Origin of the sequence: Pseudomonas sp. St386 (assembly GCF_018325865.1) — a bacterium.
In the GTDB taxonomy this organism is placed as follows: Bacteria; Pseudomonadota; Gammaproteobacteria; order Pseudomonadales; family Pseudomonadaceae; genus Aquipseudomonas; species Aquipseudomonas brassicacearum.
Genome location: NZ_AP021900.1, coordinates 2,096,479 through 2,110,730, shown reverse-complemented (window position 1 = coordinate 2,110,730; position 14,252 = coordinate 2,096,479). Strand labels below are relative to the sequence as shown.

Here is a 14,252-nt window from a genome sequence, read left to right as displayed (position 1 = left end):
GCCTAGGCTGCTCATTCTCAATACTTCGATCGCGTGCAGGAGCTGCACTCGTCAGCTCCTGCAGGCCAGCGATCTTTGGCCTCAGCGCTTCTGGGTCAATGCCCGGCGCTCGAATTCGACGATGCGCTGGCGATAGTGCTCGATGGTCTGGGCAGTCAGCACACTGCGCTGGTCATCCTTGAGTTCGCCATTGAGCTCCTGGGACAGCTTGCGAGCCGCGGCCACCATCACGTCGAAGGCCTGCTTGGGATGACGCGGGCCCGGCAGGCCGAGGAAGAAACTCACCGCCGGCGTGCTGAAATGATCGATGTCGTCCAGGTCGAACACGCCAGGCTTGACGGCGTTGGCCATGGAGAACAGCACCTCGCCGTTGCCGGCCATGCTCTCGTGACGATGGAAAATGTCCATCTCGCCGAAACGCAGGCCGCTTTCCAGGATGTTCTGCAGCAACGCCGGGCCCTTGAAGCCGGCCGGGTCGCGGCAGATCACGCTGATCACCAGCACTTCTTCAGCCTGGGCCTGGTCTTTGTCGGCGCTCGAGGTTTTGTTCTCGTCCGGGAAATCGCTGTCGCGACTGCTGAAACTCGGGCCACCATCCAGGTCGAGGTTCAGGTTCAAATCACCCTGGGACGGCTCGCTGTTGCGCTTGCCGCGCTTGGAACTCGACTCCCGTGGCTCACGGGCAGGCGCGCTCATCGACGGCAAGTCGTGTTCGTCCAGCTGCGGCTCCTTGTGGGTGTCCAGCACCCGGGGCGGGCCTAGCAGTTCGGCGCTGTCATCCTCATCGGGCAGGTTCGACAGGCTGCGGTCCAGGCGAAACTTCAGTTTCCCCTTACCGCCGCGCATGCGGCGCCAGCCGTCGAAAAGAATACCGGCAATGACAATGATGCCGATGACGATCAGCCACTCGCGCAGACCGATTTCCATGTAATCCCGTGCCTCTATAAAAATGCTGAAAAATAAGGGGCTTAGCTATTTGCAAACCGCTTTAAAACGTGGCGCCAACTCTATGTTCTGAATGGCGTTTTGCCCACGCATACGAAAAATTGACATTAAACTAGCACGACCAAAGATAACTTTACACCGTCTGTCGCACAGGCTTGTGTCCAATCTGTGATTTGAACAACAGGCTCCAGGGTAAAAAATACCTACAGCGTTCCAAGTAGAAGCCCTACAAACCGTTCTTCAGGCATCCACCATAGCCATGGCCTCCTCCACATCCACCGCCACCAGCCGCGAACAGCCCGGCTCATGCATGGTCACCCCCATCAACTGATCGGCCATTTCCATGGCGATCTTGTTGTGGGTGATGTAGATGAACTGCACCGTTTCAGACATCTCCTTCACCAGCCGTGCATAACGGCCTACGTTGGCGTCGTCCAGTGGTGCGTCGACTTCGTCGAGCATGCAGAACGGCGCCGGGTTCAATTTGAAGATGGCAAAGACCAGGGCCAGCGCGGTCAGCGCCTTTTCGCCACCGGAGAGCAAATGGATGGTGCTGTTCTTCTTGCCAGGAGGACGCGCCATGATTGTCACCCCTGTATCGAGTAAATCTTCGCCCGTCAGTTCCAAGTAAGCGCTGCCGCCACCGAAAACTTTTGGGAAAAGTGCCTGCAAACCGCCGTTGATCTGATCAAAGGTATCCTTGAAGCGGTTGCGGGTTTCCTTGTCGATCTTGCGAATGACGTTTTCCAAGGTCTCCAGCGCTTCCACCAGATCGTCGTTCTGGGCGTCCAGGTAGCGCTTGCGCTCGGACTGCTGCTGGTACTCGTCGATGGCCGCCAGGTTGATTGCCCCCAGGCGCTGGATGCGCTGGGCAATGCGTTCCAGCTCCTCCTCGGCGTCCTTCTCGTTCGCCCCGGCCACCAGGGTGGCCAGCACGCCGTCGAGGTCGTAGCCGTCTTCCAGCAACTGGTCCTGCAAGGCTTTGCGCCGCACCGTCAGGGCCTGCCACTCCATGCGCTGCTGTTCCATCTGGCCGCGAATCAGTTGCGATTGCTGCTCGGCCTGGCTGCGGCGCTTTTCGGCGTCGCGCAGTTCACGGTCGGCGTCCTCCAGGGCGATCTGCGCCGTCTTGAGCTCTTCGTCGACGCTCATGCGCTTGTCGAGCAACTCTTCGAGCTTGAGGCGCAGCTCCTCCAGCGGCGCTTCACCCTCCTCCAGATTGAGGCTCAACTGCTCGCGTTTTTCGGTCAGGCGTTCGGACTGCATTTCCAGCCGTTCCAACGCCTGGCGCGTGGAATCGTGCTGAGCCTTGAGCGAGCCCAGGCGCACCGCCAACTGATGGGCATGGTCCTTGTGCTGGCGTGCTTCCTGGCGCACCCGGTCCAGGCGCTCGCGCAGGCTGTCGCGCTGGGCCAGCAGCAGTTCGCGCTGCTCGGTGTCCAGCGCCATGGCATCGAGGGCTTCCTGCAGTTGCAAGCGCGCCTCGCCGATCTGTTCGTGCTCCAACGCCCGCTGCTCGCCCAGTTCGGCGATTTCTTCTTCCAGGCGGGTGCGGCGCAGCGCCAGCTGTTCAACCTTGGCCTTGCCGGCCGACAACTGCGCCTTGAGCTCGCCTTGCTGGCGCGCTTCATCCTGCAATAGCCGCCGCAGGTGTTCGCGGCCGTTCTCCTGCTGACGCTGTTGCGCCCGCTGGTTCTGCAATTCGGTTTCCAGGGCTTCGACGCTGGCCTCGCGCTCTTCGCGCTCTTCGCTCAGGCGCTGGATTTCCTGACCACGGGCAAGCATGCCGCTCTCGGCTTCGCTGGCCCGGCGTACCCGCAGGAAATGCCGGCCGACCCAATACCCGTCACGGCTGATCAGGCTTTCGCCGACCGCCAATTGCCCACGCAGGGCCAAGGCCTGCTCAAGGCTATCCACCGGTTTGACCTGCCCGAGCCAGGGCGACAGGTCAACCTGGGCCTCGACCTTGTCCAGCAAGCTGCCGGGGATTCGCACGCCGTCACCAGCCGGACTGAGCAGGCGCAGATCGCCCTGGGTGAAACCCGACAAATCGAAGCCGCCAAAGTCATCCACCAGCACCGCCTGCAGATCGGCACCCAGCACGGTTTCCACCGCCAGCTCCCAACCGGCATCGACCTTCAGGCCCTCGGCCAGTCGCGGACGCTCGGCCAGATGCTGATCGCGCAGCCATTCGGCGGTGCCGGTGCCTGGGTCCAGCGCGGCTTGCTGCAGGGCTTCCAGCGAGGCCAGGCGTCCATTGAGTCGCTGCAATTCGCCCTGGCCCTGCTGCTGGTTCTGCAAGGCCAGTTGCAAGGCCTGGCGCAGTTGCTCGAGCCGTTCGACCTGGGCATCTTCGCTGGCCTGCAAGTCTTCGAGGGTGGCTTCACTGGCCGCCAGTTGCTCGCTCAGATCCAGAATCGCCGCGTCCTCCGGATCCGCCGCGAGCAAGGCGCGCTCTTCGGACAGGCGGCGCTGACGTTCGGCCAGGCGCTCCATGCTGGTTTCCAACTGCTGGATGCGCGACTGCTGGACTTCAGCCTGGCGCCGCGGCTCGGCCGAGGTCAGGTTGAAACTGTCCCACTGCTCTTGCCAGCCGTGCATGGTCAGCTCGGCTTCCTCCAGGGCTGCGGCGGCCTCTTCGGCGGCGGCGCTGGTGATTTCCTGCTCTGGCGTGAGCCGGTCCAGTTCTTCGCCAAGGGTCAGCAGCAGCGTGCGGTCGTGACCCAGGTGCGATTCGGTTTCCAGGCGCGCCCGCTCGGCTTCCTTCAAGTCATCCTGCAACTGCCGCAGTCGTTGTTGACCATGCTGGATGCTCTGCTCGACCCGGGCGATGTCGCCCCCCACGGAATAGAAGCGCCCCTGCACCAGATTGAAGCGCTCGGACAGGTCGTGGTGTCCGTCACGCAGGCGTTCGATGGCGGCGTCGGCGTTGCGTTGCTCGGCCACCAGGGCTTCGAAGCTGACTTCCTGGTTGCCGATGATCGCCTCACGCTGGCCGACCTGCTCGTTCAACGCTTGCCAGCGCAGGGCCGACAGCTGGGCCTTGAGCTGGCGCTCCTCACCCTTGTATTCCTGGTACTTCTTCGCGGCCTCGGCCTGACGGTGCAAACGCTCGAGTTGGCGTTCGAGTTCTTCGCGCAGATCGGTCAGGCGCGCGAGGTTCTCGTGGGTGCGACGAATGCGGTTTTCAGTCTCGCGCCGCCGCTCCTTGTATTTGGAAATACCGGCGGCTTCTTCAATGAAGTTGCGCAGGTCTTCGGGCTTGGCCTCGATCAGCTTGGAGATCATGCCCTGTTCGATGATCGAGTAGCTGCGCGGGCCCAGGCCGGTACCGAGGAAGATATCGGTGATGTCACGACGCCGGCACTTGGCGCCGTTGAGGAAATAGCTGTTCTGGCTGTCGCGGGTCACTTTGCGACGAATGGAGATTTCCGCATACGCCGCGTACTCGCCGACCAGGGTACCGTCGGAGTTATCGAACACCAGCTCGATGCTGGCCTGGCTCACCGGCTTGCGGCTGGTGGAGCCGTTGAAGATGACGTCGGTCATCGACTCGCCGCGCAGGTTCTTGGCCGAGCTCTCGCCCATCACCCAACGCACGGCATCGATGATGTTCGACTTGCCGCAACCATTGGGCCCGACCACCGCCGCCATGTTACTGGGGAAGTTCACCGTGGTCGGGTCGACGAAGGATTTGAACCCCGCCAGCTTGATGCACTTGAGCCGCACGTTCAGGCCTTCGTCAAGGCAGAGACCACCAGGTCGCAACTGCGCTGGGCGTAGGCCGTGAGCACGATGCGGATCTGCGGTAAATCACGGGCCAGCACAGCGGCGAGCAGGCGCTGGAACAGGTCGAGGAACTCGCTCATTTCCGCCTTGCGCTGGTCCAGGGCCAGGAAATAGGCACGGCTCATGGCCGGTTGCAGGTTCTCGACGGTTTCCTGCAAGTACGGGTTGTCGGCAAAGGGATAGGCGGCGCGCATCACGCTGAAGCTTTCATCGACGAAGGTACGGATGTCCTGGCGCGCGTAGGCGTCGTTGAGACGCTGCTGGATCGCTACGAACGGCGCCATGTCGGCCTGCTCTTTCCAGCCATGGGCCACGGCGTTGCCCAGCAGGATGTACAGCTCGCTCATCAGCGTGCAGAGGCTGCGCACCTTGTGTTCGGTGAGTTCGGTGACGTGGGCGCCACGGCGCGGCAGGATCGCGATCAAGTGGCGTCGTTCCAGGATCAGCAAGGCCTCGCGGACCGAGCCGCGGCTGACGTTGAGTGCCAGCGTGACCTTCTGCTCCTGGATGCGCTCTCCCGGTTTCATTTCGCCGCGAATGATGCGTTCGGCGAGGTGATGGGCGATTTGCTCGGCGAGGCTGTCCGGGGCCTTGAACGTCATGGTTGTCCTTCAAACTCTTCGATTTGCACAAGCGGCGCAGTGTAGCGCACTCGATACGTCATGGCGCAGGGCCTGTACCGGGTTTTTGGCACGATTCAAGCAAAAAAAGTTTGAGCTTTCCTGCTGAAACAGAACCTGTGGAAGAACCTGTGGGAGCGAGCTTGCTCGCGATAGCGGTCTGTCATCTTGCATCCATACTGAATGTACCGCTGTCATCGCGAGCAAGCTCGGCTCCCACAGGGTTCTACAGTGTCCATAGATCGTTGTTCATCGACCAAGTGGAATTTCTTGACCTTTAAGTCAGAAAATCGTTGACCGAAAAGTCAGAACTGATAAATTCAGCCCACGTCGATACAACAATAATGAGTCTGCGAGGCCTTCCGTGATCCAGTTTTTACTCAACCAGGAACTCCGTAGCGAGCACGCCCTGGACCCGAACCTGACCGTGCTCAACTATTTACGCGAACACGTTGGTAAACCAGGCACCAAAGAAGGCTGCGCCAGCGGCGATTGTGGCGCGTGCACCGTGGTGGTGGGCGAATTGGAAACGGACGCCGATGGCCGCGAACGCATTCGCTATCGCAGCCTCAACGCGTGCCTGACCTTCGTCTCGTCCCTGCACGGCAAGCAACTGATCAGCGTCGAAGACCTCAAGCACCAGGGCCAACTGCACAGCGTCCAGCAGGCGATGGTCGATTGCCACGGCTCGCAATGCGGCTTCTGCACACCGGGCTTCGTCATGTCGCTGTTCGCCCTGCAAAAGAACAGCGAGCAACCCGACGCCCATAAAGCCCACGAAGCCCTGGCCGGCAATCTCTGCCGTTGCACCGGCTACCGGCCGATCCTGGCCGCTGCCGAGCAGGCCTGCTGTGGCCAGCGGCCAGACCAGTTCGATGCCCGCGAAACCGAAACCATCGCCCGCCTCAAAGCCATTGCGCCGACCGAGACCGGCGAGCTTAACAGTGGCGACAAACGCTGCCTGGTGCCGCTGACCGTCGCCGACCTGGCCGATCTCTACGATGCCTATCCCCAGGCGCGCCTGCTGGCCGGCGGCACGGACCTGGCCCTGGAAGTCACGCAATTTCACCGCACACTGCCGGTGATGATCTACGTGGGCAACGTCGCCGAACTCAAGCGTATCGAACGCTTCGACAATCGCCTGGAAATCGGCGCCGCCGCCGCCCTCTCCGATTGCTACGAAGCCCTGAAAGCAGAGTACCCGGACTTTGGCGAATTGCTGCAGCGCTTCGCCTCGCTGCAGATCCGCAACCAGGGCACCCTGGGCGGCAACATCGGCAACGCCTCACCGATTGGCGACTCGCCGCCCCTGCTGATCGCCCTCGGCGCGCAGATCGTGCTGTGCAAGGGCCAGACCCGCCGCACCCTGGCCCTGGAAGACTATTTCATCGACTACCGGGTCACCGCCCGCCAGGAAAGCGAATTCATCGAAAAGATCATCGTGCCACGGGCCAGCGCCGAACAGGCGTTCCGCGCCTACAAGGTCTCCAAGCGCCTGGACGACGACATTTCCGCCGTGTGCGCGGCGTTCAACCTGCGCATCGACAACGGCGTGGTCCGCGACGCCCGCGTGGCCTTCGGCGGCATGGCCGCGACGCCCAAACGCGCCAAGCATTGCGAAGCGGTATTGATCGGTGCGCCGTGGACCGACAGCAGCGTCGAACGCGCCTGCCTCGCACTGGCCGAAGACTTCACGCCGCTGTCGGACTTCCGCGCCAGCAAGGAATACCGCCTGCTCAGCGCCCGCAACCTGTTGCGCAAATACTTCATCGAACTGCAAACGCCGCACATCGAGACTCGGGTGACCGCTTATGTCTAACCATCACACCGTAGAGAAGACCCAAGCCGAACTCGCCGAGCTGTTCGCCCGCGACCTGACCACCGGCGTGGGCCGCAGCGTCAAGCACGACAGCGCCGCCAAGCATGTGTCCGGCGAGGCCCAGTACATCGATGATCGCCTGGAGTTTCCGAACCAGTTGCACGTCTATGCCCGGCTGTCGGACCGCGCCCACGCCCGGATCATTCGCATCGATACCACGCCCTGCTACGCCTTCGAAGGCGTGCGCATCGCCATTACCCACCAAGACATCCCTGGCCTGAAGGACATTGGCCCGCTGTTGCCGGGTGATCCGTTGCTGGCCATCGATGACGTGCAGTTCGTCGGCCAACCAGTGCTGGCCGTCGCCGCCAAGGACCTGGACACCGCGCGCAAGGCGGCGATGGCGGCCATCGTCGAATACGAAGACCTGGAACCGGTGCTGGACGTGGTCGAGGCCCTGCGCAAGCGGCACTTCGTGCTCGACAGCCACACCCACCAGCGCGGCGATTCGGCCACGGCACTGGCGAGCGCCGAGCATCGCATCCAGGGCTCGCTGCACATCGGCGGCCAGGAACACTTTTACCTGGAAACCCAGATTTCCTCGGTGATGCCCACCGAAGACGGCGGCATGCTCGTCTACTGCTCGACCCAGAACCCCACTGAAGTGCAAAAACTGGTGGCCGAGGTGCTGGGCGTGTCGATGAACAAAGTCGTGGTGGACATGCGCCGCATGGGCGGCGGCTTTGGCGGCAAGGAAACCCAGGCCGCCAGCCCGGCTTGCCTGTGCGCCGTCATCGCGCACCTCACCGGCCAGCCGACCAAGATGCGCCTGCCCCGTGTCGAAGACATGCTGATGACCGGCAAGCGCCACCCCTTCTACATCGAATACGACGTCGGCTTCGACAGCACCGGACGCCTGCACGGCATCGCCCTGGAACTGGCCGGCAACTGCGGTTGCTCGCCGGACCTGTCGGCCTCGATCGTCGACCGGGCGATGTTCCATGCCGACAACGCCTACTACCTGGGCGATGCGACCATCAACGGCCACCGCTGCAAGACCAACACCGCGTCGAACACCGCTTACCGCGGTTTCGGCGGGCCCCAAGGCATGGTCGCCATCGAAGAGGTGATGGATGCCATCGCCCGGCACCTGGGGCTCGATCCGCTGGCCGTGCGCAAGGCCAACTATTACGGCAAGACCGAACGCAACGTCACCCACTACTACCAGACCGTCGAGCACAACATGCTCGAGGAAATGACCGCCGAGCTTGAAGAAAGCAGCCAGTACGCCGAACGCCGCGAAGCGATCCGTCGCTACAACGCCAATAGCCCGATCCTGAAAAAGGGCCTGGCGCTGACCCCGGTCAAATTCGGCATTTCCTTTACCGCCAGTTTCCTCAACCAAGCCGGGGCGCTGATCCACGTCTACACCGACGGCAGCATCCACCTGAACCATGGCGGCACCGAAATGGGCCAGGGTTTGAACACCAAGGTCGCGCAAGTGGTGGCCGAGGTGTTCCAGGTGGAAATGGACCGCGTGCAAATCACCGCGACCAACACCGACAAGGTGCCGAACACTTCGCCCACCGCCGCCTCCAGCGGTGCCGACCTGAACGGCAAGGCCGCGCAGAACGCCGCCGAAACCATCAAGCGGCGCCTGGTGGAATTCGCCGCGCGACAGTACAAGGTCAGCGAAGAGGACGTGGAATTCCACAACGGCCATGTGCGGGTGCGCGATCACATCCTGACCTTCGAGGCGCTGGTGCAGCAGGCGTATTTCGCCCAGGTTTCGCTGTCGAGCACCGGCTTCTACAAGACCCCGAAAATCTACTACGACCGCAGCCAGGCCCGTGGCCGGCCGTTCTACTACTACGCCTATGGCGCGGCCTGTGCCGAGGTGATCGTCGACACCCTCACCGGCGAGTACAAGATGCTGCGCACTGACATCCTCCACGACGTCGGCGCCTCGCTGAACCCGGCCATCGACATCGGCCAGGTCGAGGGTGGTTTCATCCAGGGCATGGGCTGGCTGACCATGGAAGAACTGGTGTGGAACGACAAGGGCAAGCTGATGACCAATGGCCCGGCCAGCTACAAGATCCCCGCCGTGGCCGACATGCCGCTGGACCTGCGGGTCAAGCTGGTGGAAAACCGCAAGAACCCCGAAGACACGGTGTTCCACTCCAAGGCCGTGGGCGAGCCGCCGTTCATGCTCGGCATCGCCGCGTGGTGCGCCATCAAGGACGCCGTGGCGAGCCTGGGGGATTACCGGCACCAACCGAACATCGACGCCCCGGCAACACCGGAACGGGTGTTGTGGGGGTGTGAGCAGATGCGCGGGTTGAGGGCGGTGGAGGTTGGGGAAGCTGAAACCGAGTTGGCTTCGCTTTAGACCGCGGCGCGGCCAATCGCGAGCAAGCTCGCTCCCACATTGGGTCGGTGTTCACAAATCCCCTGTGGGAGCGAGCTTGCTCGCGATGAGGCCGGAACAGACAACAAAGATGTCGAGGTGAATATGTACAACTGGATCAGCGCCCTCGCCGACCTGCAAACCCGCGGTGAACCGTGCGTGCTGGTGACGATCATCGAAGAGCTCGGCTCCACCCCGCGCAACGCCGGTTCGAAGATGGTCATCAGCGCCAGCCAGACGTTCGACACCATCGGTGGCGGACATCTGGAATTCAAGGCCATGGAAATCGCCCGGCACATGCTCGCCAGCGGCCAGCAGAACACCCATCTGGAGCGCTTCAGCCTCGGTGCGAGCCTGGGCCAGTGCTGCGGCGGCGTCACCGTGCTGTTGTTCGAACCCATGGGCCAGGTCCAGGCGCAGATCGCCGTGTTCGGCGCCGGCCACGTCGGCCGCGCCCTGGTGCCGCTGCTGGCGAGCCTGCCCTGCAAGGTGCGCTGGATCGACTCACGGGAGGCGGAATTCCCCGAACACCTGCCCCATGGCGTGCGCAAGATCGTCACCGAGGAGCCACTGGATGAAGTCGACGAATTGCCCGTCGGCAGCTACTGCATCGTCATGACCCACAACCATCAGCTCGACCTGGAACTGAGCGCCGCGATCCTCAAGCGCAACGACTTTGCCTACTTCGGCCTGATCGGCTCGAAGACCAAACGGGTCAAGTTCGAGCATCGCCTGCGTGATCGTGGTTTTGACAGCAGCACCTTGCAGCGCATGCGTTGCCCGATGGGCATCGGCGAAGTCAAAGGCAAGTTGCCTGTGGAAATCGCCATCTCCATCACCGGCGAAATCATCGCCACCTATAACGCCGACTTCGGCCAGCACACCGCCCGCGCCGAACCGATTGCCAAGCTGCTGCCGGCCTCGCGCCGCAGCCAGGCGAACCGTTGAACACTCGTTGAGAATTCCCATGCCCCTGACACGCAAAGCCTACCGCGCCGCCCTGCTCCACAGCCTCGCCGACCCGGCCGAAGTCGGTATCGAGGCGTCCTATGAATATTTCGCAGACGGTTTGCTGGTGGTGGAAAACGGCCAGATCAGTGCCATCGGCCACGCCCATGACCTGCTGCCGACCCTGGCAACTGACATCGAAATCACTCATTACCCGGACGCGCTGATCACCCCCGGCCTGATCGACACCCACATCCACCTGCCCCAGACTGGCATGGTTGGCGCCTATGGCGAGCAATTGCTGGACTGGCTCAACACCTACACCTTCCCCTGCGAAAGCCAGTTCGCCGACAAGGCCCACGCCGATGCCGTGGCCGATATTTTCGTCAAGGAACTGCTGCGCAACGGCACCACCACCGCACTGGTGTTCGGCAGCGTGCACCCGCAATCGGTGAATTCGTTTTTTGAAGTGGCCCAGAAGCTCGACCTGCGGATGATCGCCGGCAAAGTGATGATGGACCGCAACGCCCCGGACTACCTGGTCGACACCGCCGAATCCAGCTACACCGAGAGCAAGGCGCTGATCGAGCGCTGGCACGGCAAGGGCCGCCTGCACTACGCCGTGACCCCGCGCTTCGCCCCCACCAGCACTCCGGAACAACTGGCCTTGGCCGGTCAGTTGCTGGGGGAATACCCAGACTTGTACATGCAGACCCACATCAGTGAAAACCTGCAGGAGGTGCAATGGGTCAAAGAGCTGTTCCCGGAGCGCAAGGGCTACCTGGACGTCTACGACCACTACCAACTGCTCGGCGAACGTTCGGTGTTCGCCCACGGCGTGCACTTATGTGACGACGAATGCGCTCGCCTGGCCGAGACCGGTTCGGCCATAGCCTTCTGCCCGACCTCGAACTTTTTCCTCGGCAGCGGCCTGTTCAACCTGCCGATGGCGCAGAAGCATAAAGTGAACGTGGGGTTGGGCACCGACGTGGGTGGCGGCACCAGTTTTTCGCTGCTGCAAACCCTGAACGAAGCCTACAAGGTGATGCAGTTGCAGGGCGCGCGGCTGAGCCCGTTCAAGTCGCTGTACCTGGCCACCCTCGGCGGCGCCCGGGCCCTGCGCCTGGAGGACAAGATCGGGACGTTGCAACCGGGTACCGATGCGGATTTCCTGGTGCTGGACTACAACGCCACGCCGCTGCTGGGCTATCGCCTCAAGCAGGCCAAGGACATTGCCGAGCGGTTGTTCGTGTTGATGACGCTGGGGGATGACCGGACGGTGGCGCAGACTTATGCGGCCGGTAAATTGGTGCATCAGCGGTAGATTTTTGATCGTTCCCACGCTCTGCGTGGAAATGCCTCAACGGACGCTCTGCGTTCGGCTTTTGGGACGCGGAGCGTCCCGGGCTGCGTTCCCACGCAGAGCATGGGAACGATCAGGGTCGGGGGGTTAGAGCTTAGCGGTCGACCGCCCAGGCTTCTTGCTCTGCAGCAGGTGCGAGAACACCGCATGCAAGTCATCCGACGCACTTTCCTCGTCGAGGTTGAGCTTGCTGTCGATGTGGTCCATGTGATGCATCATCAGGTCCACTGCCAGCGTCGCATCGCGAGCCTCGATGGCGTCGATCAGCTGGGTGTGTTCGTCATAGGAACAGTGGGAACGGTTGCCGCTTTCGTACTGGGCGATGATCAGCGACGTCTGGGACACCAGGCTGCGCTGGAAGCTGATCAGCGGGGCGTTCTTCGCCGCTTCGGCCAGCTTGAGGTGGAACTCGCCCGACAAACGGATGCCGGCGCCGCGGTCGCCACGGGAGAAACTGTCGCGCTCATCGCTGACCATCTGCCGCAGCTCAGCCAATTGTTCGGCCGTGGCGTGCTGCACCGCCAATTCGGTGATCGCCCTTTCCACCAGGCGCCGGGCCATGAATACCTGGCGAGCCTCTTCGACACTCGGGCTCGCCACCACGGCACCGCGGTTGGGCCGCAGCAACACCACGCCTTCGTGAGCCAGGCGTGACAGCGCCCGGCGAATGATCGTGCGGCTGACCCCGAAAATCTCCCCCAGTGCCTCTTCGCTCAACTTTGTACCGGGCGCCAGGCGTTGTTCGAGGATGGCCTCGAAGATATGCGCATAGACAATATCGTCCTGGGTTCCGCTGCGGCCGGCTTTACCGGCTCGCGGTTGTTTCTTGAGGGGCTGCAACTGTTCGTTCATGGGCACTCGAGTCGGGAGAACTGCGGCGAATTGACCGTGACTGTAATACGGCACAGCGGGTCGCTGGCAAGTATCGCGTAAAAAACAGCTCGATTGTACACAACCTCTGATGGCAACACGACTGTACGGCTGTTTGCGGGCATGGCTGTATTGCAATCGGCTACTGCGTTGAGTTTAGGCTTCAAACCCAAAACCTGCGGCGCGATCAAGCCCAGTCAATCTACAACAAGGACCACCGCCCACCATGACCGAAGTCACGACCACACCACTTCGTCCATTGGCCGATACCTCGCCTTCAGCCATCGTCGCCGGGTTCATTGCGATGATGACCGGCTACACCAGTTCCCTGGTGCTGATGTTCCAGGCCGGGCAAGCGGCAGGGCTGACCAGTGGGCAGATTTCTTCGTGGATCTGGGCGATTTCCATCGGCATGGCGGTGTGTTCCATCGGGTTGTCGCTGCGCTATCGCACGCCCATCACCATCGCCTGGTCGACACCCGGCGCGGCGCTGCTGATCACCAGCCTGGGCGGTGTGAGTTACGGCGAGGCCATCGGCGCCTATATCACCTGTGCAGTATTGGTGACGATCTGCGGCCTGACCGGCAGTTTCGAGCGCCTGGTCAAGCGTATTCCAGCCTCGCTGGCGGCGGCGTTGCTGGCGGGGATCCTGTTCAAGATCGGCAGCGAGATCTTCGTCGCCACCCAGCATCGCACCGGCCTGGTGCTGGGGATGTTTTTCACCTACCTGATCGTCAAGCGCCTGTCGCCCCGCTACGCGGTACTGGCGGCACTGTTGATCGGTACGGCGCTGTCGGGCCTGCTGGGGCTGTTGGACTTCAGCGGCTTTGCCCTGGAAGTCGCGACGCCGGTCTGGACCACGCCGCACTTTTCCCTGGCGGCCACCATCAGCATCGGCATTCCGCTGTTCGTAGTGGCGATGACCTCGCAGAACATGCCCGGCATCGCCGTGCTGCGGGCCGACGGTTATAACGTGCCGGCCTCGCCGTTGATCACCAGCACCGGCATCGCCTCGCTGCTGCTGGCACCGTTCGGCTCCCATGGCATCAACCTGGCGGCCATCAGCGCGGCCATCTGCACCGGCCCCCACGCCCACGAAGATCGCAACAAGCGCTACACGGCGGCGGTCTGGTGCGGGATCTTCTACGGGATTGCCGGGGTGTTCGGCGCTACGCTGGCGGCGTTGTTCGCGGCGCTGCCCAAGGAGCTGGTGCTGTCCATCGCGGCCTTGGCGCTGTTCGGGTCGATCATCAATGGCTTGAGCATCGCCATGAGCGAAGTGAAGGAGCGGGAAGCGGCGTTGATCACCTTCATGGTCACGGCGTCGGGGCTGACGCTGTTCTCCATCGGTTCGGCGTTCTGGGGGATTGTGGCGGGGGTGTTGACCTTGCTGATCCTGAACTGGCGTAGCGCCTGATCGTTCCCACGCTCTGCGTGGGCATGCAGCCCGTGACGCTCCGCGTCACTGGACGCGGAGCGTCCCTAGAG

At 62.5% G+C, this 14,252-nt stretch carries 9 protein-coding genes; 5 read left to right on the top strand and 4 right to left on the bottom strand.

The features are described 5' to 3' along the window. Window positions 1-81: 81 nt before the first annotated feature. The 3 genes from zipA to KI235_RS09270 all read right to left on the bottom strand — a co-directional run bounded on the left by zipA (window position 82) and on the right by KI235_RS09270 (window position 5,336). Complete coding sequence (gene zipA / locus KI235_RS09280) at window positions 82-927, bottom strand: cell division protein ZipA (protein ID WP_003199570.1); 846 nt, start codon at window positions 925-927, stop codon at window positions 82-84. 258 nt (window positions 928-1,185) lie between these two features. After that, complete coding sequence (gene smc, locus KI235_RS09275; protein WP_212795648.1) at window positions 1,186-4,674, bottom strand: chromosome segregation protein SMC; 3,489 nt, start codon at window positions 4,672-4,674, stop codon at window positions 1,186-1,188. Window positions 4,675-4,676: 2 nt separating this feature from the next. Next, window positions 4,677-5,336: a GntR family transcriptional regulator gene (locus KI235_RS09270; protein ID WP_003199566.1), complete on the bottom strand. Its 660-nt coding sequence runs from the start codon at window positions 5,334-5,336 to the stop codon at window positions 4,677-4,679. Between the two features lie 382 nt (window positions 5,337-5,718). Here KI235_RS09270 and xdhA point away from each other — a divergent pair, with 382 nt between their 5' ends. From xdhA to guaD, 4 genes are all read left to right on the top strand, one after another. Then, window positions 5,719-7,173 carry a xanthine dehydrogenase small subunit gene (gene xdhA / locus KI235_RS09265; RefSeq protein ID WP_100263715.1) on the top strand — a complete coding sequence of 485 codons (1,455 nt, stop codon included), beginning with the start codon at window positions 5,719-5,721 and terminating at the stop codon, window positions 7,171-7,173. Further along, window positions 7,166-9,565, top strand: coding sequence for a xanthine dehydrogenase molybdopterin binding subunit (gene xdhB / locus KI235_RS09260; protein WP_003199562.1), 2,400 nt, complete (start codon window positions 7,166-7,168; stop codon window positions 9,563-9,565). The genes xdhA and xdhB overlap by 8 nt, the downstream gene beginning before the upstream one ends. A gap of 123 nt (window positions 9,566-9,688) precedes the next feature. Then, on the top strand, window positions 9,689-10,531 hold the full coding sequence (gene xdhC / locus KI235_RS09255) for a xanthine dehydrogenase accessory protein XdhC (RefSeq protein WP_003199560.1): 843 nt from the start codon (window positions 9,689-9,691) through the stop codon (window positions 10,529-10,531). A gap of 19 nt (window positions 10,532-10,550) precedes the next feature. Next, window positions 10,551-11,855, top strand: coding sequence for a guanine deaminase (guaD, locus tag KI235_RS09250; RefSeq protein WP_003199558.1), 1,305 nt, complete (start codon window positions 10,551-10,553; stop codon window positions 11,853-11,855). A 126-nt stretch (window positions 11,856-11,981) separates the two neighbouring features. On the opposite strand, the gene KI235_RS09245 is transcribed toward guaD, so the two are convergent. Then, on the bottom strand, window positions 11,982-12,746 hold the full coding sequence (locus KI235_RS09245; protein WP_003183531.1) for a GntR family transcriptional regulator: 765 nt from the start codon (window positions 12,744-12,746) through the stop codon (window positions 11,982-11,984). 244 nt (window positions 12,747-12,990) lie between these two features. Here KI235_RS09245 and KI235_RS09240 point away from each other — a divergent pair, with 244 nt between their 5' ends. Then, the gene (locus KI235_RS09240) at window positions 12,991-14,181 is read left to right on the top strand and encodes a benzoate/H(+) symporter BenE family transporter (RefSeq protein WP_003199555.1); all 1,191 of its coding nucleotides are present in this window, start codon (window positions 12,991-12,993) and stop codon (window positions 14,179-14,181) included. Window positions 14,182-14,252 lie beyond the last annotated feature (71 nt).

Bases quoted from the DNA above. Each gene is read 5' to 3' on its own strand.
- zipA (WP_003199570.1), bottom strand. From the start codon at position 927: ATGGAAATCGGTCTGCGCGAGTGGCTGATCGTCATCGGCATCATTGTC.
- KI235_RS09270 (WP_003199566.1), bottom strand. From the start codon at position 5,336: ATGACGTTCAAGGCCCCGGACAGCCTCGCCGAGCAAATCGCCCATCAC.
- xdhB (WP_003199562.1), top strand. From the start codon at position 7,166: ATGTCTAACCATCACACCGTAGAGAAGACCCAAGCCGAACTCGCCGAG.
- xdhC (WP_003199560.1), top strand. From the start codon at position 9,689: ATGTACAACTGGATCAGCGCCCTCGCCGACCTGCAAACCCGCGGTGAA.
- guaD (WP_003199558.1), top strand. From the start codon at position 10,551: ATGCCCCTGACACGCAAAGCCTACCGCGCCGCCCTGCTCCACAGCCTC.
- KI235_RS09245 (WP_003183531.1), bottom strand. From the start codon at position 12,746: ATGAACGAACAGTTGCAGCCCCTCAAGAAACAACCGCGAGCCGGTAAA.
- KI235_RS09240 (WP_003199555.1), top strand. From the start codon at position 12,991: ATGACCGAAGTCACGACCACACCACTTCGTCCATTGGCCGATACCTCG.